Origin of the sequence: Agrobacterium sp. YIC 4121 (genome assembly GCF_002008205.1) — a bacterium.
GTDB lineage: Bacteria > Pseudomonadota > Alphaproteobacteria > Rhizobiales > Rhizobiaceae > Agrobacterium > Agrobacterium leguminum.
Genome location: NZ_MRDI01000006.1, coordinates 219221 through 238213, shown reverse-complemented (window position 1 = coordinate 238213; position 18993 = coordinate 219221). Strand labels below are relative to the sequence as shown.

At 59.6% G+C, this 18993-nt stretch carries 20 protein-coding genes; 9 read left to right on the top strand and 11 right to left on the bottom strand.

The annotated features are described in order from the left end of the window. Window positions 1–229: 229 nt before the first annotated feature. Together BTE54_RS10285 and BTE54_RS10280 are read right to left on the bottom strand one after the other, a co-directional pair. The gene (locus BTE54_RS10285) at window positions 230–610 is read right to left on the bottom strand and encodes a YkvA family protein (RefSeq protein WP_078052360.1); all 381 of its coding nucleotides are present in this window, start codon (window positions 608–610) and stop codon (window positions 230–232) included. A gap of 51 nt (window positions 611–661) precedes the next feature. After that, window positions 662–967: a 4a-hydroxytetrahydrobiopterin dehydratase gene (locus BTE54_RS10280; RefSeq protein ID WP_003505045.1), complete on the bottom strand. Its 306-nt coding sequence runs from the start codon at window positions 965–967 to the stop codon at window positions 662–664. A 58-nt stretch (window positions 968–1025) separates the two neighbouring features. Between BTE54_RS10280 and BTE54_RS10275 the strand changes: the two genes are divergently transcribed. Further along, window positions 1026–1505, top strand: coding sequence for a low molecular weight protein-tyrosine-phosphatase (locus BTE54_RS10275; RefSeq protein ID WP_078052359.1), 480 nt, complete (start codon window positions 1026–1028; stop codon window positions 1503–1505). On the opposite strand, the gene thpR is transcribed toward BTE54_RS10275, so the two are convergent. Further along, the gene (thpR, locus tag BTE54_RS10270) at window positions 1439–2032 is read right to left on the bottom strand and encodes an RNA 2',3'-cyclic phosphodiesterase (protein ID WP_003523177.1); all 594 of its coding nucleotides are present in this window, start codon (window positions 2030–2032) and stop codon (window positions 1439–1441) included. The two genes, BTE54_RS10275 and thpR, sit on opposite strands and share 67 nt — an antisense overlap. A gap of 68 nt (window positions 2033–2100) precedes the next feature. After that, window positions 2101–2751 carry an arylesterase gene (locus BTE54_RS10265; protein WP_078052358.1) on the bottom strand — a complete coding sequence of 217 codons (651 nt, stop codon included), beginning with the start codon at window positions 2749–2751 and terminating at the stop codon, window positions 2101–2103. Between the two features lie 91 nt (window positions 2752–2842). Here BTE54_RS10265 and BTE54_RS10260 point away from each other — a divergent pair, with 91 nt between their 5' ends. The 3 genes from BTE54_RS10260 to BTE54_RS10250 all read left to right on the top strand — a co-directional run bounded on the left by BTE54_RS10260 (window position 2843) and on the right by BTE54_RS10250 (window position 7067). Continuing rightward, window positions 2843–3553: an ABC transporter ATP-binding protein gene (locus tag BTE54_RS10260; protein ID WP_078052357.1), complete on the top strand. Its 711-nt coding sequence runs from the start codon at window positions 2843–2845 to the stop codon at window positions 3551–3553. Further along, a complete protein-coding gene (locus BTE54_RS10255; RefSeq protein WP_078052356.1) occupies window positions 3550–6111 on the top strand; it encodes an ABC transporter permease in 2562 nt (853 codons plus the stop codon). Before BTE54_RS10260 ends, BTE54_RS10255 begins: the two co-directional genes overlap by 4 nt. 218 nt (window positions 6112–6329) lie before the next feature. After that, window positions 6330–7067 carry a Bax inhibitor-1/YccA family protein gene (locus BTE54_RS10250; RefSeq protein WP_065656928.1) on the top strand — a complete coding sequence of 246 codons (738 nt, stop codon included), beginning with the start codon at window positions 6330–6332 and terminating at the stop codon, window positions 7065–7067. Between the two features lie 113 nt (window positions 7068–7180). On the opposite strand, the gene BTE54_RS10245 is transcribed toward BTE54_RS10250, so the two are convergent. The 3 genes from BTE54_RS10245 to acnA form a co-directional block, all read right to left on the bottom strand. After that, window positions 7181–7573, bottom strand: a complete 393-nt coding sequence (locus BTE54_RS10245; protein ID WP_003523170.1) for a DUF2794 domain-containing protein — start codon at window positions 7571–7573, stop codon at window positions 7181–7183. Between the two features lie 401 nt (window positions 7574–7974). Then, window positions 7975–8715: a thioredoxin family protein gene (locus BTE54_RS10240; RefSeq protein ID WP_003523168.1), complete on the bottom strand. Its 741-nt coding sequence runs from the start codon at window positions 8713–8715 to the stop codon at window positions 7975–7977. 190 nt (window positions 8716–8905) lie between these two features. Then, entirely contained in the window at window positions 8906–11599 is a 2694-nt protein-coding gene (acnA, locus tag BTE54_RS10235; protein WP_078052355.1) for an aconitate hydratase AcnA, read from the bottom strand. Between the two features lie 271 nt (window positions 11600–11870). Between acnA and ccmA the strand changes: the two genes are divergently transcribed. The 5 genes from ccmA (at window position 11871) to BTE54_RS10210 (ending at window position 14984) form a co-directional block, all read left to right on the top strand. After that, a complete protein-coding gene (ccmA, locus tag BTE54_RS10230; protein WP_078052354.1) occupies window positions 11871–12512 on the top strand; it encodes a heme ABC exporter ATP-binding protein CcmA in 642 nt (213 codons plus the stop codon). Window positions 12513–12714: 202 nt separating this feature from the next. After that, window positions 12715–13374: a heme exporter protein CcmB gene (ccmB, locus tag BTE54_RS10225; RefSeq protein WP_078052353.1), complete on the top strand. Its 660-nt coding sequence runs from the start codon at window positions 12715–12717 to the stop codon at window positions 13372–13374. 74 nt (window positions 13375–13448) lie between these two features. Next, entirely contained in the window at window positions 13449–14210 is a 762-nt protein-coding gene (locus BTE54_RS10220) for a heme ABC transporter permease (protein WP_059759868.1), read from the top strand. Between the two features lie 4 nt (window positions 14211–14214). Then, window positions 14215–14388, top strand: coding sequence for a heme exporter protein CcmD (gene ccmD, locus BTE54_RS10215; RefSeq protein ID WP_060725377.1), 174 nt, complete (start codon window positions 14215–14217; stop codon window positions 14386–14388). Continuing rightward, window positions 14385–14984, top strand: a complete 600-nt coding sequence (locus tag BTE54_RS10210; RefSeq protein ID WP_143240708.1) for a DsbE family thiol:disulfide interchange protein — start codon at window positions 14385–14387, stop codon at window positions 14982–14984. Before ccmD ends, BTE54_RS10210 begins: the two co-directional genes overlap by 4 nt. A 16-nt stretch (window positions 14985–15000) precedes the next feature. Here the strand turns inward: BTE54_RS10210 and BTE54_RS10205 are convergent, their stop codons facing one another. The 4 genes from BTE54_RS10205 to ftsY all read right to left on the bottom strand — a co-directional run bounded on the left by BTE54_RS10205 (window position 15001) and on the right by ftsY (window position 18983). Next, on the bottom strand, window positions 15001–16182 hold the full coding sequence (locus tag BTE54_RS10205) for a GGDEF domain-containing protein (RefSeq protein WP_185740760.1): 1182 nt from the start codon (window positions 16180–16182) through the stop codon (window positions 15001–15003). Between the two features lie 118 nt (window positions 16183–16300). After that, entirely contained in the window at window positions 16301–16897 is a 597-nt protein-coding gene (locus BTE54_RS10200; protein WP_065656923.1) for a DUF2585 domain-containing protein, read from the bottom strand. Next, a complete protein-coding gene (locus BTE54_RS10195) occupies window positions 16894–17544 on the bottom strand; it encodes a septation protein A (RefSeq protein WP_065656922.1) in 651 nt (216 codons plus the stop codon). The genes BTE54_RS10200 and BTE54_RS10195 overlap by 4 nt, the downstream gene beginning before the upstream one ends. 2 nt (window positions 17545–17546) lie before the next feature. Continuing rightward, the gene (gene ftsY / locus BTE54_RS10190) at window positions 17547–18983 is read right to left on the bottom strand and encodes a signal recognition particle-docking protein FtsY (RefSeq protein ID WP_078052352.1); all 1437 of its coding nucleotides are present in this window, start codon (window positions 18981–18983) and stop codon (window positions 17547–17549) included. Between the last annotated feature and the right edge of the window lie 10 nt (window positions 18984–18993).

The window sequence follows — 18993 nt, the reverse complement described above, 5'->3', positions numbered from 1 at the left end:
CCACGTTCAGGTGCGGATCGTCTTTTCTCATTGTGGTCGGGAAGCGGTTACCAAACCGTCAACAACACGCATAAAATGCCGGAAACGTCTTGCGGTGTTACAGATTGGCGACTCCCGACGCCCTGAGGAGAAGGGCGCGAAACACCCTTCCTCCGTGTGTATGACACATAAATTCAGGCAAGAATTTGTCGCCCGTCGGGCTCACCCGAACAGGCAGATCACAGAGGCGTTACCCGGCTTCCTGCTGCCGTTTCAGCATGGCGTCAGCCGCCTCGTAATGCTCCATCTTGATATGGGCGCGGATCATGGCGAGCGCCGCCGTGATGACGGCAATATCATCGGTGAATCCGATAACGGCCAGCACATCCGGCACGGCATCCATCGGCATGATGAAATAGGCCAGCGCCGCCAGAATGATACCCTTGGCGCGCAGCGGCGTATCGCGGTCGATCGCGCAATAATAGGCAGCCGCCGCATCGCGTGCGAAAGGCACCTTCGACATGACGCGCTTCAGCTTGGGCCAGAATTTCGCCCGCACCACAGCCTCGCGCTCCTGCTGCCTGTCGGTTTCACCCGGCAGAAGAATTTCACCGATTTTCACATCATCCATGATCGACGGTCCTCCGGTCACAGCTATTATATGGGATTTAAGGTCCGCCGTTCAATTGCTTCGGCCCGCAGCCGCCTTTTGCATGGCCTCGGCCAGAAGAAAATCCCGCTCCGTCACACCCTGCGAATCATGGGTGGTAAGGCAGACCTTGACCCGCGAATAGACATTGGACCATTCGGGATGGTGATTGAGCCTTTCCGCGACAAGTGCGGATTCGGCCATGAAACCGAAGGCTTCCGCAAAGCTGGAGAACTTGAAAGAACGGACGATCGCCGCCCCGTCCTCGCGCAGGGACCAGCCCTCGAGTTTCGACAGGGCCTGCCGGATGGCGTCCGGCTCGAGTCTGGGATATTTCATGAACTTGCCTCCGCTTGAGACCTATTAACGCTTCAACGACCGGATCGACGCATATGCCATGAAACATACAGCTATTCTTTTTGTCTGCATGGGCAATATCTGCCGTTCACCGCTGGCCGAAGGGGTTTTGAGACACCTTGCCGACGGCGCGGCCATGTCTGATCAGCTTACCATCGATTCCGCCGGCACCGGCGGCTGGCACGCGGGTGACGCACCCGATCCGCGATCGATCACCATGGCGCGACGGCATGGCGTCGATATTTCCGGGCAGCGGGCGAGACAGGTCACCCCTGCGGATTTCGAGACCTTCGACCTGATACTCGCCATGGACGAAAACAATCTGGCGAACCTGCAGCAATCGAGCCCGGAAAGACAGCGACACAAGATCCATCTCTTTATGGACTATGCCACTGGCCGTCGCGAGAACGTCCCCGATCCCTATTACGGGGCCGAGGACGGGTTCCTCAAGGTCTACAACATGCTTTTGGCAGGATGCAGATCGTTGCTCGAAAAAATGGAGCTGGACCGCGCCTCGTGAAGCGGAAACGCCTCTTCAACGATATAGGGTCCGCCGCCCACCGATTCCTTCGACGACATCAGCACGAAACGGCCGACCGTGAAGGGCGAGGTGCGGAAGTTGCCGCGTCCGGAAAGATACTGCACCACATCGTCCACGCGGGAGGAGCGCAACCGCGCCAGCGTGACATGCGGCATGAACTTGCGCGGATCGGGCGGGAGACCGATCCTCTGGCAGATCCGCTCGATTTCCGCCTGAAGCGCATGCATTTCCGGCGAGGGAGAAACCCCGGCCCAGATGGAATGCGGTTTCTTGGAACCGAAGGACCCCATACCGGTGAGACTGAGCTGGAATTCCGGCCTTTCGATCCGGTCCAGCCTGTCAACAACCTCATCGGCGGTCCGCCCGTCGATGTCACCGATAAAACGCAGGGTTATGTGATAATTCTCCACATCGATCCACCGGGCTCCCGGCAGACCACCGCGCAACAATGAGAGGCTCATAGCCGCATTGCGCGGAATTTCGAGGGCGGTAAACAGTCTCGGCATGGCGAGCTCCCCGAATCTCTTGGCAGAACAAGCATAGCGAATCACGCAATGCAGGCGGGCGCAAGTGCTTATTTTTTTTGCGCACCGATTGTCGTGATGAAGCTTTCAACAGCCGGCAAAGATTTTTCGACCATCATCGCCACACCCTTCGTATTGGGGTGCATCTTGTCGTCCAGCTTCAGCGCATCATCCGTCACCACGCCGTCCAGAAAGAAGGGATAAAGCGGCAGGTTGTATTTTTCGGCGAGCTTCGGAAAGATCGGATTGAAGCGTCTGGCATAATCATCGCCCATATTCGGCGGCGCCATAATGCCGACCAGCAACACGGCTATGTTGCGCTTCTGAAAACCGGAAATGATGGTGTCGAGGTTCTTTTCGGTCTGTTCCGGGGGAATTCCGCGCAGAGCGTCATTTGCGCCGAGTTCCAGGATGACCCCGTCTGTACCATCGGGAACCGACCAGTCCGCCCGCGCGAGACCGCCGGAAGAGGTATCGCCGGACACACCGGCATTGGCGATGGCGACGTTGACGCCCTTGCCCTTTAATGCAGCCTCAAGCTGTGCGGTGTAGCTGTCGGTGGGGGGAAGCTGATAGCCGGCCATCAGGCTGTCGCCCAGTCCGACCAGCTGCAATGTCCGCTCCTGAGCCATGACAGCAGTTGCGGAAAAGGCGGCGGCAAAAATGACGATGAAGTGAAACAGGGCAGCTTTAAATCTCATCACGGCTTTCCTAACTTGGTTCCCATTGTCTGAAATACCGACCGCATCGACCGCCAGACCGTTTTCATCACCCTATATAGGAACGAGAATTGTGACGAAAAGCATCATAGAGCTGAAGAAAGCCGACCTCACGCTCGGCAATGCCGCCGCCTCCGTTCACGTTCTCAAGAACATCGATCTTTCAATCGGAGAGAGCGAGGCGGTTGGTATCGTCGGACCCTCCGGATCGGGAAAATCGACGCTTCTGATGGTGCTTGCCGGTCTCGAGAGGCTCGATAGCGGTGAAATCATCATCGCGGATACGGAACTGCACAAGCTTGGCGAGGACGCGCTGGCGGATTTTCGTGGCCGCAACATCGGCATTGTTTTCCAGTCCTTCCATCTCATCGCCAATATGACGGCGCTGGAAAACGTTGCGGTTCCACTCGAACTGGCAAACACCCCGAACCCCTTCGAAATCGCCAGACGCGAGCTCGTCGCCGTCGGTCTCGGCGAACGTTTCAACCACTATCCCGGCCAGCTCTCCGGCGGCGAACAGCAGCGTGTCGCCATCGCCCGCGCGCTTGCCCCCTCACCGGCCGTGCTGATCGCCGACGAACCGACAGGCAATCTCGATACCGATACGGGGAAACAGATCGCCGATCTCCTGTTTGCCAAACAGGCCGAACGCGGCATGACGATGATCCTCGTCACCCACGATCCGTCGCTTGCCGCCCGGTGCTCGCGCCAGATCAAGGTCCGCTCCGGCGAGATAGAGGGCGACAGCGCCACCTCCCATATGGCGCGGGCGGTGTCGGCATGACCGGATCCATTATCCCGTCTCTTGCCAATATCAGAAACGCCACAAGGCTCGCCCGGCGCGAAATTCGCGGCGGGTTACGCGGCTTTTACATTTTCCTCGCCTGCATTGCGCTTGGAACCGGCGCCATCGCCGCCGTCAATTCCGTCTCGCGCGCGGTGACCAGCGCCATCGCCACGGAAGGTCAGTCCATATTGGCGGGCGATGTGCGTTTCGAACTGCGCAACAGGCAAGCGACACAGGAAGAGCGGGCCTATCTCGACAGCCTCGGAACCGTCGCGGTTTCCACCGGGCTGCGCTCCATGGCGCGCCTCGCCGACGGGTCCGAACAGACCCTGACGGAAGTGAAGGCTATCGATGGCGCTTACCCGCTCTATGGCACCTTCGTTGCCGAGCCGAACCGACCGCTGAATGAGCTTCTGGCCGGGAACGTCGACACCTACGGCGCCATTGCCGCGCCGCTTCTGCTGGAACGGCTCGGCACCAAGGTCGGCGATGAAATCCTGCTCGGCAATGTCAAGCTGAAACTGACCGGCACGGTGGTCGACGAGCCGGATGCTCTCTCCGACGGTTTCGGTTTTGCTCCACGACTGATGGTCAGCCGCGACGCCCTTTTCGCCTCGGGTCTCGTTCAGAACGGCAGTCTGGTCGAGCATGCCTACAAGATCAGGCTGAACGATCCTTCGGCACGGTCAACGATGACCGATTCGGCCAACAAGGCCTTTCCCGATGCCGGCTGGTCCATCCGCACCAGTGACCGGGCGGCCCCATCGCTCACCGAAAACGTCAATCGCTTCTCGCAATTCCTGACGCTGGTGGGCCTCACCGCCCTCATCGTCGGCGGTGTCGGCGTTGCCAATGCCGTTCGCGCGTTTCTGGATTCCAAGCGCACCACCATCGCCTCGTTGAAATGCTTAGGCGCACCGGCCTCGGTGGTCACCATGACCTATCTTTTCCAGATCGTCTTCATTGCCGCCGTTGGCATTGTCATCGGCCTCGTGGTCGGCGCCGTCGCGCCGCTCATCGCCATGCGGTTTCTGGAAGGCGTGCTGCCCGTGCCGGAGGAGCTTGCCTTCTATCCCGGCGCGCTCGGCCTTGCCGCCCTGTTCGGCCTCCTGACGACGCTCGCTTTCGCCATCGTGCCGCTTGGCCAGGCGCGCGAAGTGCCGGCAACGGCGCTTTTCCGCGAACAGAGTTTCGAGGAGGGAAGCTGGCCATCCTGGCCCTATCTGGCCGCAACCGGCCTGCTGCTGGCAGCGCTCGCCGCGCTGGCCATCCTTTCGGCGGAAGACCGCTTCATCGCCTCGGTCTTCCTTGCCGCCATCGCTTTTGCCTTCGTGGTGCTGAGGCTCGTTGCCTCCGGCGTGAAAGCCATCGCCAAGCGTAGTCCGCGCGTTCATTCGGCTGCGCTCAGGCTGGCGATCGGCAATATTCACCGGCCGGGCGCGCTCACCCCGTCTGTCGTCCTTTCGCTCGGCCTCGGCCTGACCCTGCTCGTGACGCTCACGCTTATAGACGGCAATCTGCGCCGCGAACTGACGGACAGCCTGCCGGACCGCGCACCGAATTTCTTCTTCGTGGATATTCAGGGCAGCGAACTTCAGGGCTTCCGCGATCTTCTGAAGCGGGAAGCGCCGGAAGGCGCGCTGACCGAAGTGCCGATGCTGCGCGGCCGCATCCTGGCGCTCAACGGCGAGGATGTCACGAAAATGGAGGTGCCTCCAGCCGGACGCTGGGTGCTGCGCGGCGACCGGGGTATCACCTATTCGCAGGATATTCCCGAAAACGCGACTCTCACAGAAGGAAGCTGGTGGGGACCGGACTATAGCGGCGAGCCGCTGGTCTCCTTCGCGGCCGAGGAGGCCGGGGAACTGGGTCTCAAGATTGGCGACACGGTGACCGTCAACGTGCTCGGCCGCAGCATAACGGCAAGGATCGCCAATCTGCGCAATGTCGAATGGGAATCCCTGTCAATCAATTTCGTCATGGTGTTTTCGCCAAACACCTTCCGCGGCGCGCCGCATGCGTGGCTGGCGACACTCGCCGACCCCTCCGCAACCGCCGCCGACGAAGGCCGCATATTGCGCGCTGTAACCAACGCCTTTCCGACGATCACCAGCGTGCGCGTGAAGGATGCGCTCGACGTCGTCAACCGGCTTGTCGGCCAGCTTGCCACCGCCATTCGCGCCGCCGCAGCCGTCGCCCTCATCGCCTCCGTCCTGGTTCTCGCCGGCGCTCTTGCCGCCGGAAACCGCGCCCGCACCCATGACGCGGTCATCCTGAAAACGCTGGGCGGCACACGAAACCTGCTCATCCGCGCCTTCTCCTACGAATATATGATGCTAGGCCTCGCCACCGCCGTCTTCGCACTTTTCGCCGGCGGCGTCTCCGCATGGTTCGTGATCGCCCGCATCATGAAGCTGCCCTCCAGCTTCCTGCCGGATGTGGCGATCGGAACGCTCGTCGTCGCCCTCGTCATGACGGTGGGCATCGGCCTCATCGGCACATGGCGGATTCTCGGGCAGAAGGCAGCTCCGGTTCTCCGGCAGGCAGGTGAATGATCGTCGGTTGTGCACCGCTTAACTTTAACGATTAATTCTTTGTAATGATCGCCAAAACGTGAGCGCTTTTCGCGCATATGGTGTCTTTTCAGCTGGAAAAGGCCTTGTATAGAACACGTTCTGCCATCATATTCTTGATCAGGCTTGCTGAAGCTCCGCAGCGGCGCCCGGGAGGTATCCCGACACCGTAGCAATCACGGAGCTCAAAAGAGGAAACAATGGCTGACTTCAATAACTACCAGAATCGCATGGCGCAGACGCGTGCACAGTCTGGTGCGATGATCGATGAAGGTCTTCGCGCCTATATGCTCAAGGTTTATAACCTGATGGCGCTGGCTCTGGTCATCACCGGCGTTGCAGCGTTCGGCACCTATACGCTTGCCGCTTCCAACCCGGCTTTCGCCCAGCTGCTTTTCGCGTCGCCGCTTCGTTGGGTCGTGATGCTCGCTCCGCTGGCACTGGTCTTCTTCCTTAGCTTCCGCATCCAGAACATGAGCGTTTCCGCTGCGCAGACGACGTTCTGGGTTTACGCCGCGCTGATGGGTGTTTCGCTCTCCTCGATCTTCCTGGTCTACACCGGCCAGAGCATCGTGCAGACCTTCTTCGTGACCGCGGCCTCGTTCGGTGCGCTCTCGCTTTACGGTTACACGACCAAGAAAGACCTGTCTGGCATGGGTTCGTTCTTGATCATGGGCCTGTTCGGTCTGATCATCGCTTCGATCGTCAACATCTTCCTTGCATCCTCCGCGCTGCAGTTCGCGATTTCCGCGATTGGCGTGCTGATCTTCGCAGGCCTGACCGCCTACGACACCCAGAAGATCAAGGAAATGTATTTCGATGCTGACGATGTTGCCGTCGCTGGCCGCAAGGCCATCATGGGCGCGCTGACGCTCTATCTCGACTTCATCAACCTCTTCACCTTCCTCCTGCAGTTCCTCGGAAACCGCGACGACTAAGGTTAAGAGTTCGATTGCCAGACATATGAAAGGCGGCCCTTCGGCCGCCTTTTTATTTGGGAAGATTCTTCACACTTATCCGCCAGAGGCGGGCAGTCCGCTTTTGCGAAAGCTCACTCGATGAGCTTCAAAACCTTGTCGAAGACCTTCAGAACCTGCGGCAACTCATGCCCTCGCTTGAGAATGCGGCCATCCGTGTTCACCACGCAGTAGGCGCCCTGTTTCGCAGCCAGCTTGGGGTTTTTCTCGATCCTGAAAAGCGGCATTTCACCTGAACGCTTGAAGACGGAAAATACCGCCTTTTCCTTGAGGTGATCGATGGCGTAGTCACGCCATTCACCCTCTCCCACCATGCGGCCATAGATGCGCAGGATCGCATCCAGCTCGCGGCGGTGAAAGGTGACCGGCAAAGGGTCCTTGTTCTTTTTATATTCGCGGAGATCGATAACGGTGGAATTGTCGCGTGAAGCGGTCTGCACCTGCTGCACATCCGGTTGATCGGTCATCCAATACCTCCGATTCCACCCAAATCATCCATGCAGTGTGAGCCCGAGAGGGCGAAATTGCAAGTCTTTGCACCGGCATGGCGCACGGGACAGGGAATTCCGGGAAAGGTTCGACAAGCGTTCGATGCGCGGAAGTAACCGGAAGACGGCAGCGCAGAATTGCGCCCGCCGATTCTCCGACGAGCGCTGCCAACGGCAAAGGCAGGGGTTAAAAATGGTAACCATTTAGGCAGCCATTTTCACATGGGCTGCCGTATTTCGGTCAAACCATGGCCCGAATTGGGTGGAATAGTCCTATTGTCAATTGATGCCTAGGCACCAAGATGACCCGGTCCGGTGCATTGACCCTTTACCCCCAGCCCCCAATGCCCGGACCGGATCTTCCATCGCCCGACAGGCGATCAGGGGTTTTCATTTCCAAGCAGGATACTTGCGCCGACAATTGCCGCAGGATCGCCGCCGGCATTGGCCGTCTGCAACAGCACGGCGCAGCCGCCCTTTTTCACCTTGGCCACCACGCTCGCCGGAAGCTTCACCGTCATCGGCGAACCATCCCACATGCCGACTGTCTGCACATCATAGACGCTGTGCCAGTAGGACATTTTTTTCCCCTGGTTTTCGCCCTTTTGCACATCCACGGTCTGCTCTCGCGTGAAATAGGCGACGACGACATCGGCCTTGCCGCTGCCGGCGCCAATATCGATCTCCACCTCATCACCGGCAAATTTCGACGAGACCGGCACGTTCAGTCCCTTGCCCTCGCGCTTGAACGCATCCAGCCTGTCATAGATGCCGCGAACATCGGCACCCTTGACGTGGTCGCGTCCGTTCAGAATGGCCTGCGGCGTATAGACCCCGTTGCGGCCGAGCGCGCGCATATAACCATATTGCCGGTCGGTATTTTCCTTAGACGCCAGCGAATCCGTCCAGCCGAGATAGTTCCAGTAATCGACATGGTAGGAAAGACCGACGACGTCGCCCTTCTGGATCATCTTGCGCAGGGCTTCATCGGCCGGCGGGCAGGATGAGCATCCCTGCGACGTGAACAATTCGACGACGCCCTTCACGGCCTCCTGCGCCTGCGCGGAGGTGACGAGGAACGTGCCGAGAAGACATATCGACAGGGGGAATTTCAGCGGCATTACAAAAACCTTTGTCCGGAAGAGATCCAGACGAATTGATGCGATCAATCCTGCCGGGATGCAAACCGGAAAATAACGTCTATTGCCCTTCAATAGAAAGTCACGAAGGGGTGAGCGACAATCACAAAAAAAGAAACCATGAAATGCAAAGACGCCGGGATTTCTCCCGGCGTCTTCGATTGTTGAAGCTTTATGCGGCCAGATCGCGAAGAACGGTCTGCAAAATGCCGCCGTTGTTCATGTAGATCACTTCGTCCAGCGTATCGATGCGGCAAAGAAGCGGAACTTCCTTCACCGAACCGTCGCTATAGGTGATCTTGGCGATCTTCTTTTCACGCGGCCTGATTTCACCTTCGAGCCCGTCGATCTCGACGGTTTCGTCACCCTTGAGATCGAGGCTCGCCCAGGTCGTGCCTTCTTCGAAGACAAAGGGAACGACGCCCATGCCAACGAGGTTCGAACGGTGGATACGTTCGAAAGACTGCGCAATGACAGCCTTGACGCCAAGCAGGTTGGTGCCCTTCGCCGCCCAGTCGCGGGACGAACCGTTACCATATTCGACACCGGCGAAGATGACGAGCGGGACGCCTTCCGCCTTGTATTTCATGGCCGCGTCATAGATCGACATCTCTTCCTTGGACGGATAATGGATGGTGTAGCCACCTTCCTTGCCGTTCGGGCCAAGCATGTGGTTGCGGATGCGGATATTGGCGAAGGTGCCGCGCATCATCACTTCATGGTTGCCGCGACGCGTGCCGTACTGGTTGAAGTCGGCAACGGCGACGCCATGTTCCGTCAGATAGGCGCCGGCAGGCGAAGCAGCCTTGATCGAACCGGCCGGAGAAATATGGTCGGTGGTGATCTTGTCGCCGAAGAGACCGAGGACGCGCGCGCCCTTGATGTTCTTGAGGCCGGTACCCTTTTTGCCCATGCCGACGAAATAGGGCGGGTTCTGAACATAGGTCGACTGGTCGTCCCAGGCATAGGTCTGGCCCGGCGGAACCTGAACGGCCTGCCAGTTCGCATCGCCCTTGAACACGTCGGCATACTTTGTTTCGTAAAGCTCGCGGGTGACGTATTTCAGGATGAATTCCTGGATTTCCTTGGAGGTCGGCCAGATATCCTTGAGGTAGACCGGATTGCCGTTCTGGTCGTCGCCGATCGGCTCCTTCGTCAGATCCTTCTGGACCGTGCCGGCAAGGGCATAGGCCACGACGAGCGGCGGCGAGGCCAGATAGTTCGCCTGAACATCCGGCGAAATACGACCCTCGAAGTTGCGGTTGCCCGAGAGAACACCGGCGGTGATCAGGCCCTTGTCGTTGATCGTCTTGGAGATCGCCGGCGGCAGCGGACCGGAGTTACCGATGCAGGTCGTGCAGCCGAAGCCGACGAGGTTGAAGCCGATCGCGTCGAGATCCTTCTGCAGACCGGACTTGTCGAGATATTCGGCAACCACCTGCGATCCCGGTGCCAGCGACGTCTTCACCCACGGCTTGGACTTCAGCCCCTTGGCGACGGCGTTGCGGGCAAGAAGGCCGGCAGCGATGAGAACCGAGGGGTTGGAAGTGTTGGTGCAGGAGGTGATGGCGGCAATCGCCACATCGCCGTGACCGAGATCGAAAGCCTCACCTTCGACCGCATAACGGCTCGAAAGCTGGCCGGGCTTCTTATAGTCGTTTTCAAGAGCCGTCGCGAAATTCGGCGCGATGGTTTCGAGCGGCAGGCGGCCTTCAGGACGCTTGGGGCCCGCCATGGAGGGCACGACGTCGCCGAGGTCGAGTTCCAACGTGTCCGTGAAGACGAGGTCGGAACCGTCGCCGGTGCGCCACATGTCCTGCGCCTTCGAATAGGCTTCGACGAGCGCGATGCGGTCCTTCGCACGACCGGACATGGTCAGGTAATTGATGGTCTCGCTATCGACCGGGAAGAAGCCGCAGGTCGCGCCATATTCCGGGCCCATATTGCCGATGGTGGCGCGGTCGGCCAGAGACATCGAATCGAGGCCGGGGCCGAAGAATTCGACGAATTTGGAGACAACGCCCTTCTTGCGCAGCATTTGCACCACGGTCAGCACGAGGTCGGTCGCGGTCACACCTTCCTTCACCTTGCCGGTCAGCTTGAAGCCGATAACCTCGGGCAGAAGCATGGAGACCGGCTGGCCGAGCATGGCCGCTTCAGCCTCGATACCGCCAACGCCCCAGCCGAGAACGCCGAGACCATTGATCATGGTCGTGTGCGAATCGGTGCCGACGCAAGTATCCGGATAAGCAATCGTCTCGCCATCCTCTTCCTTCGTCCAGACGGTCTGGCCGAGATATTCGAGGTTGACCTGGTGACAGATACCGGTGCCGGGCGGAACCACACGGAAATTCTCGAACGCCTGCTGGCCCCACTTCAGGAAGCGGTAACGCTCGCCGTTGCGCTCATATTCCAGCTCGACGTTGCGGGCAAAGGCGCTCGGCGTGCCGAATTCGTCGACGATGACCGAGTGGTCGATGACGAGATCGACGGGAACCAGCGGGTTGATCTTTTCCGGATCGCCGCCAAGGGCCTTGATGCCGTCACGCATGGCGGCAAGGTCGACAACGGCGGGAACGCCGGTAAAGTCCTGCATCAGAACGCGGGCGGGGCGATAGGCGATTTCGGTTTCGGTCAGGCCCTTATTGTTCAGCCATTCGGAAACCGCCAGAATGTGTTCCTTGGTGACGGACTGGCCGTCCTCGAAACGCAGCAGGTTTTCCAAGAGAACCTTCATGGAATAGGGCAGCTTGGAAACGCCTTTCAGGCCATTGGCTTCAGCCTTGGGAAGGCTGAAATAGATGTATTCCTTACCGTCAACGGTAAGGACGGAACGACATTGGAAACTGTCGAGTGATTTGGGCATGGATAAAAACCCCGCTTACTCTGATAGCCAACACGTGCGTGCGGACACCTATGCACTCATGCACATCAGGATGCGGGTACGACCATTTCCGCTGTCCGCACGTGAAAATTGCTCCTCGCAATCGTCAAGTCCGGCGCAAGATGATGTTCACGCCGGCCGCTGGCGTGTTGACACCCATATAGATAATTTCTCTAAAACGTGCCAGACCATTCAACGAACCTAATCGATTTTTTTATGATCGAGACGACGAAATCGTAATCGGAACCGCAGCATGGATTTGACGGCGGAAAATCTTGGCGTGCGACGCGGCGAAGATTTCATATTCATGAATATTTCCTTCAAGTTAAGCGACGGTGAGGCTCTTGTGCTGACCGGTCGCAACGGTTCAGGAAAATCCACCCTGCTGCGCACGGTGGCCGGCCTGCTGCGGCCCGAACAGGGACGAATAAAGATAGCCGGCAAAGAAATAGACGCTGACATGCGTCCGTCCGAGGCCTGCCACTATCTCGGCCATCGCAATGCGATGAAAACGGAACTGACCGTTTCGGAGAATCTTCGGTTCTGGAAAGACTTCCTCGGCGATTTTTCCGGCGGTGCGGGCATGGCAATCGATGAGGCGGCGGAGATCGTCGGCCTCGCCGGCATTACCCACCTGCCCTTCGGTTATCTCTCCGCCGGCCAGCAGCGGCGTTTTGCCATGGCGAAACTTTTGATTGCATGGCGACCGGTGTGGATTCTCGATGAGCCGACGGCGGCGCTCGACAAGGCTGCGGACGGGATGTTTTCCGATCTCGTGAAAAACCACCTCGGGAAAGGCGGCATCGTTCTGGCCGCTACCCATCAGCCTTTGGGGCTGGAGAACGCGCGGGAATTGCGGATGACGGGGTTTGCGGGTGTGGGGGCTTGGGCATGAACAGCGGAGCTTGTGGTTTCACCCCCCTCTGCCCTGCCGGGCATCTCCCCCTCAAGGGGGGAGATCGGCCTGTGGCTAGGCCTCGACAATCTCGACGCTCGAGAATGGAGTGGTGGAAGAGCGTCTTGCCGATCTCCCCCCTTGAGGGGGAGATGCCCGGCAGGGCAGAGGGGGGTAAACCACACCCGCAGAGGCCTACCCAATGACCGCCCTCCTCCTCCGCGACATCAAACTCTCCATCCGCGCCGGCGGCGGCGCGCTGATCGGCGTGCTGTTTTTCATGACAGTGGTTGCCGTCATCCCTTTCGGCGTCGGCCCCGATCTCAACCTGCTCGCCCGCATCGGCCCCGCTATCGTTTGGATCGGCGCGCTGCTGTCCGCCCTTCTCGGCCTCGACCGGCTGTTTCAGGCCGAGCGGGATGACGGCTCCCTTGATCTGATACTGATGCAGGAAACCCCGCTGGTCCTGACCGTGTTCGTGAAATGCCTGGCACACTGGGTCACGACCGGCTTGCCGCTGGTGCTTGCCTCCCCTCTGCTTGGCCTCTTCATGAACATGGACGAACTGGCGATCGGCGCCGTGATGCTGACCCTTCTCGTCGGCTCGCCCGCCATCACCTTCATCGGCGCGGTAGGGGCGGCGGTTGCCGTTGCCCTGCCGCGCGGAGGGCTTCTGGTGTCCATCCTCGTGCTGCCGCTCGCCATTCCCGTGCTTATATTCGGCGTCAGCGCCTCCTATGCGGCGGTGCAGGACCCGGCGCCCTTCATGCCGCCATTTCTCATTCTGTGTGCGATCACGTTATTTTCAGCCGTGACCGGACCTTTCTTCGCCGCTTTGGCGCTGCGCAATGTTATGGATTGAGGAAACCACGCCAGACGATCCCCGATTGACAGGGATCAATTGCGGGGCGGCCATTCTCGGGTTACACAAACGGCATGAACGAGCAGACCTTCACCATCACCAAATTTAGTGATCTCGCCAATCCCACCCGGTTTCTGGCGCTGGCGGCGCGCATTCTGCCCTGGCTCGCTGCTTTGACGGCGCTGGTGCTGGCCGTCGGCCTCTATCTGTCGTTCACGACGGAAGGCGATTACCAGCAGGGTTACACGGTACGCATCATGTATGTGCACGTACCGTCCGCGTGGCTCGCCATGATGTGTTATTCGGTCATGGCGGTCTCCGCCATCGGCACCCTCGTCTGGCGTCACCCGCTAGCGGATGTCAGCCACAAGGCCGCGGCCCCCATTGGCGCGGCCTTCACGCTGATTGCACTCGTCACCGGCTCGCTCTGGGGCAAGCCCATGTGGGGAACCTGGTGGGTGTGGGATGCGCGGCTGACCTCCGTCTTCGTGCTTTTCCTGATGTATCTGGGCCTGATCGCGCTCAACCGCGCCATGGACGATCCTTCCAGAGCCGCCCGCGTCAGCGCCGTGCTGATCCTCGTCGGTTTCGTGAATATCCCCATCATCAAATTTTCGGTCGAGTGGTGGAACACGCTGCACCAGCCTGCAAGCGTCATCCGCATGGGCGGCTCCGCCATCGATGCGGAATTCCTCTGGCCGCTGCTGACCATGGCCGTCGGCTTCACGCTGCTGTTCTTCACCCTGCACATCGCAGCAATGCGCAACGAAATCTGGCGTCGGCGCGTGGCCGCGCAACGGCGTCTCGCGGCGCGCATGGCGAACCGGGAGGGCTGAGGTAATGACGCACGCCTTTTATATCGGCATGTCCTATGCGGCGACCGGCCTTGTCGTTCTCTGTCTCATCGCCTGGGTCGTCGTGGACGGTCAGGCACGCAAACGGGAATTGAAAGAACTCGAGGCATCCGGCGTGCGCCGCAGGGCGAGAGCCGGTTCCGCAGGTGACGCGCAATGACGCAGGCTGACCGGGACATCAAGGCCAAAACGACAGGCCGTGCACGCTATGCGCTTGCGCTGCTGCCGTTGCTGCTGTTCGGCGGTTTCGCCCTCGTCGCCGGCAAGATGCTTTACGATCAGGACGTGAACGGGCTGGATATCAGCGCCATTCCCTCGGCGCTGATCGGCACCAGGGCGCCCACTCTGTCGCTACCGCCGCTGGAAGGCTCCAACCTGCTGGCGCTGACCGATGCCGCCATCAAGGGCAAGCTGACTTTGGTGAACGTCTTCGCCTCCTGGTGCATTCCCTGCCGGCAGGAGCATCCGCTGCTTCAGGAATTGGCGAAAGACAGCCGAATCACCGTCGTCGGCATCAATTACAAGGACAAGCAGGATAATGCGCTGCGCTTCCTCGGCGAGCTCGGCAATCCCTTTGCTGCGATAGGCGTCGATCCAAACGGCAAGGCCGCGATAGACTGGGGCGTCTACGGCATTCCCGAAAGTTACCTGGTCGGCGCGGATGGCACGATCCTTTATAAAAAGGTCGGCCCCTTCGATGCCCGCAGCGTCGAGCGCGATCTGCTGCCAGCCATTGCGGCCGCAGCCGGGAAATAACGCGCTCGGTAGGGCATCACCCCTTGGTAACGACCCTCAGCGAAGGGCCTTCAGCCGGCAGACGTATGCCTTCCAGCACCACCTGATCGCGACCGCCGCGTTTTGCGGCATAGAGACCGTCATCGGCCCGCTTGATGGCGTCATGAATGGAATGATCTCCCCTCGCGACGGCCGAAACACCGAAGCTCGCGGTGATCTGGCTGGTTACACCCCGGTTGCGCCAATCGAGCGACGAAAGACCTGTCCGCATGGAATTGGCTAGCTGACCGGCTGCGGCGGCTGTCCGGCCAGGCAGGAAGACCACGAATTCCTCACCGCCAAAGCGCGCCACCAGCGCATCCTCTGGCGCATTGCGCCTGAGCAGATCGGAAAGACCGATAAGAACGATATCTCCAGCCGCATGACCGTAAACATCGTTGATACGCTTGAAGTGGTCTATGTCGCAGGCGATGACCACACCCTCAGGGATATCGTTGCGAAAATCGGGAACTCGGCGGTCGAAGCCGCGCCGGTTCAGCACGTCCGTCAGCGGATCATGCTCTGCCGCATGCAGATGCCGGTCGACGGTGACGGAAATCTGACTCGCGAGAACGGAGAGCGCCAGCAGGAAGCCGAAGATGCTGGCGGCAAGCTGCATGTAGAAAGCATAGTCGGATTCGAAGAATTCGCTGAGCTCGATCATCGAGCCGCTCGGCGTCATCACCAGCAGCATGCCGATGCGCACCAGCGTCTCCAGCACCACAAGACAGGCAATTCCCACCATCAGCCGGTCGGCAAGCGCCACCGGCCGATTCCGCACGAGCCAGACCGGGATCGCGAGCAAAAGAGCGCAGACGAGATCGCCGATGACGAGCTCGCGTTTAAGATCCGGCGTGACGAAGACATGGAAAGAGACCAGCAAAACCGCGGCAACCGCGATCGACAGCCTGCCCGTGAGATAAAGCGGCCGCCCGAAATGGACGAGCAGAGCGTGGCCATAGAGGAAGAAGGCGGAGAAGAACAACAGGTTCGAAACAATCGCCTGTATTTCGAACGGCAGGCCGCCAAGCACCAAAGGGGTCGCAAAACCGAAGGCCGCCGAAAGATATCCTATACCCCAATAGCGGGCGGAAGCGTGGCCGATCCTTTGCAGGAACAGGAACACCACGCCGAATGTCAGCATGATGAAGGGGAGAAGATAGGCGAAGTTGTCTTGCAATGGGTTCTGCCGGAGGGAGATACGAGCCTTTGCCTGACACTACCGCAATGCCATTAAGAAAACCTGCATATATTGCGCGGCTTCCGTGCCTTTCGGCCCGTGGCCCCGGAAAACCCGTTCACATTTGCGGGAGCGCGTTCTGCCATTCCTTGATCGCGTCCACGGGCCAAAGCAGCATGACCACGTTCAGCGTCAGGTTGTCACGGATCAGCCAGCCGGTGAAGATTTCGAAGAAGATGGCGATTGCCACCGTCAGCCACACCGGCACACGGGCGGCGAACAGGAAACCCAGCACCATGAAGACGGTATCCATCGCCGAGTTCAGGATGCTGTCGCCGGTATAACCCAGCGCCATCGTCGCAGTCCGATAACGATCGATGATGAGAGGCGAGTTTTCAAGAATTTCCCATGCCGCTTCCACCAGAACCGCAAGCGAAAGCCGCATGGAAAGCGACCTGTTGCGGAACAGCAGCCAGGCGAACCAGTAGAACAGGAAACCGTGAATGATATGCGAGGGCGTATACCAGTCGGCCAGATGCTGGGAATTGCCCGGCGTGTTCACGCCCGGCTCGAACAGCTTCACATAACCGCATTCGCAGATCGGAATGCGGCCCATGGCGTAAAGTATGACAATCTGCAGGAGAAGCAGCCCGGCGGCCACGCCGAACCATTTGAGCGAGCGCGAACGGGACGCCGACATCTCTGCAACTGTCATTTTTCGTCCTTGTTAAGCGGTTCCAGCGAATGGCGCATGACGAGCGGCATCTGCGCCATGGTGAAGATGATGGTGATCGGCATCGTGCCCCACACCTTGAAGGCAACCCAGGTGTCGGTGGTGAACATGCGCCACACCACCTCATTCAGCACCGCAAGAAAGAGGAAGAATATGCCCCAGCGCAGCGTCAGCTTGCGCCAGCCCTCATCCGTCAGCCTGAAGGCCGAATTGAACACATAACCGAGCAGCGATTGCCCGAAGAACAGGCCGCCGAGCAGAATGACACCGAACAGCGTGTTGACGATGGTCGGCTTCATCTTGATGAAGGTATCGTTCTGCAGCCAAAGCGTCAGCGCGCCGAACACGAAGACCACGATGCCCGATATCAGCGGCATGATCGGCAACTTGCGCGTCAGCACCCATGAGACGGAAAGCGCCAGCGCCGTTGCGATCATGAACAGGCCGGTGGCGATGAAGATCGGTCCGCCGAATTCCGTAAGCACGGGGAAGGTGGAGGCCAGCCATTCGCCGCGGGAATTGGCGAAGAAGAACACCATGAGCGGGCCAAGCTCGAGCACGAATTTCAGGAGCGGGCTGATTTCCGCCACCATCTTTTCGCTTTCCTTGGAATTGCTTTCAATATCCATACTCAAACTCCCGCAATGGCCTTGGCGAAATCTTCCGCCTCGAAGGGCTCCAGATCATCAACACCTTCACCCACACCGATGAAATAAACCGGCAGCTTGTGTTTGGCAGCGATGGCAACGAGGATACCGCCCCGCGCCGTGCCATCCAATTTTGTCATAATCAGGCCCGAAACACCCGCGACATTGCGGAATATTTCTACCTGGTTCATGGCGTTCTGGCCGGTCGTCGCATCCAGCGTCTGCAGCACGGTGTGCGGCGCATCCGGATCGAGCTTGCCAAGCACGCGCACGATCTTTTCCAGCTCCGCCATCAGTTCCGTCTTGTTCTGCAGGCGACCGGCCGTATCGATGATGAGAACGTCGCTTTTCTGCGCCCGCGCCTGCTCATAGGCATCATAGGCAAGCCCCGCTGCATCCGCGCCAAGCTTGGTGCCAATGAATTGCGAACCGGTGCGGTCCGCCCAGATCTTGAGTTGCTCGATGGCCGCCGCGCGGAACGTATCGCCCGCCGCCAGCATGACCTTGAGACCCGAACCGGAAAGCTTGGCGGCAAGCTTGCCGATGGTCGTCGTCTTGCCCGTACCGTTCACACCGACAACGAGAATGACATGCGGCTTGTGTGAAAGATCGAGTTCCAGCGGCTTGGCCACAGGCTTCAGGACCTTGGTGATCTCGCCCGCCATGATGCGCGCCACATCCTCGCCGCTTACATCCTTGCCGTAACGCTCGGAAGACAGGGCACCGGTGATGCGCATGGCGGTCTCGACGCCGAGATCGGACTGGATGAGAAGATCCTCCAGCTCATCGAGCGTATCCTCATCCAGCTTGCGCTTGGTGAAGAGCGCCGAAATCTGCGTGGTCAGCTGCGACGACGTACGGGCAAGCCCGGCCCGCAGGCGCTGAAACCATGTCAGTTTTACCTGCGGTGCGGCAGGGGCAGGCTCCTGCCGCTCAGTGGCGGACGAAAAACCCTTTGGTAGAGCTGGCGGTATAGCGGAGGGCTCGGCGGCAGTCGCGGCTTCGGCCTCGTCAAGCAGCGCATCCATCGCGTCCGCATCCAGCACAACATCCGTTGCTTCGGGGGCAGATTCGACCTGCTCTTCGGCGGCTGCTTCCGCCTGTAGCAACGACAGCGGCACCACGCCCATATCGCCGGAAAGCTCGGCACCGGGCAGAAGCGGTGCGTCCTCTTCCTCGTCATCGTCGGGAAGGACCATGTCCGTCGCCTCGTCCGGGGCTGGTCCGCCGGCCGTCTCCATCTCCAGTTCGGAAACCGGGTCCTTGTCGACAGGGCCATGCGCTTCGGCGTCGTTCAGCGCCGCTTCGAAGGAAGCGTTTTCATAACCGCGCTCGGGCGCGGCGTCCTCTTGCGGCCGGTCGTCCGTTTCGGCCTTGTCCTTGCCGAACGAAAAGACTTTTTTGATGAAGCCGAGGGCCATGGTCGTTCCC

Excerpts from the sequence above, each read along its gene's own strand:
- BTE54_RS10285 (WP_078052360.1), bottom strand. The coding sequence starts at position 610 with ATGGATGATGTGAAAATCGGTGAAATTCTTCTGCCGGGTGAAACCGAC.
- BTE54_RS10280 (WP_003505045.1), bottom strand. The coding sequence starts at position 967 with ATGAAATATCCCAGACTCGAGCCGGACGCCATCCGGCAGGCCCTGTCG.
- BTE54_RS10275 (WP_078052359.1), top strand. The coding sequence starts at position 1,026 with ATGAAACATACAGCTATTCTTTTTGTCTGCATGGGCAATATCTGCCGT.
- thpR (WP_003523177.1), bottom strand. The coding sequence starts at position 2,032 with ATGCCGAGACTGTTTACCGCCCTCGAAATTCCGCGCAATGCGGCTATG.
- BTE54_RS10265 (WP_078052358.1), bottom strand. The coding sequence starts at position 2,751 with ATGAGATTTAAAGCTGCCCTGTTTCACTTCATCGTCATTTTTGCCGCC.
- BTE54_RS10255 (WP_078052356.1), top strand. The coding sequence starts at position 3,550 with ATGACCGGATCCATTATCCCGTCTCTTGCCAATATCAGAAACGCCACA.
- BTE54_RS10250 (WP_065656928.1), top strand. The coding sequence starts at position 6,330 with ATGGCTGACTTCAATAACTACCAGAATCGCATGGCGCAGACGCGTGCA.
- BTE54_RS10245 (WP_003523170.1), bottom strand. The coding sequence starts at position 7,573 with ATGACCGATCAACCGGATGTGCAGCAGGTGCAGACCGCTTCACGCGAC.
- BTE54_RS10240 (WP_003523168.1), bottom strand. The coding sequence starts at position 8,715 with ATGCCGCTGAAATTCCCCCTGTCGATATGTCTTCTCGGCACGTTCCTC.
- acnA (WP_078052355.1), bottom strand. The coding sequence starts at position 11,599 with ATGCCCAAATCACTCGACAGTTTCCAATGTCGTTCCGTCCTTACCGTT.
- ccmA (WP_078052354.1), top strand. The coding sequence starts at position 11,871 with ATGGATTTGACGGCGGAAAATCTTGGCGTGCGACGCGGCGAAGATTTC.
- ccmB (WP_078052353.1), top strand. The coding sequence starts at position 12,715 with ATGACCGCCCTCCTCCTCCGCGACATCAAACTCTCCATCCGCGCCGGC.
- BTE54_RS10220 (WP_059759868.1), top strand. The coding sequence starts at position 13,449 with ATGAACGAGCAGACCTTCACCATCACCAAATTTAGTGATCTCGCCAAT.
- ccmD (WP_060725377.1), top strand. The coding sequence starts at position 14,215 with ATGACGCACGCCTTTTATATCGGCATGTCCTATGCGGCGACCGGCCTT.
- BTE54_RS10210 (WP_143240708.1), top strand. The coding sequence starts at position 14,385 with ATGACGCAGGCTGACCGGGACATCAAGGCCAAAACGACAGGCCGTGCA.
- BTE54_RS10200 (WP_065656923.1), bottom strand. The coding sequence starts at position 16,897 with ATGACAGTTGCAGAGATGTCGGCGTCCCGTTCGCGCTCGCTCAAATGG.
- BTE54_RS10195 (WP_065656922.1), bottom strand. The coding sequence starts at position 17,544 with ATGGATATTGAAAGCAATTCCAAGGAAAGCGAAAAGATGGTGGCGGAA.
- ftsY (WP_078052352.1), bottom strand. The coding sequence starts at position 18,983 with ATGGCCCTCGGCTTCATCAAAAAAGTCTTTTCGTTCGGCAAGGACAAG.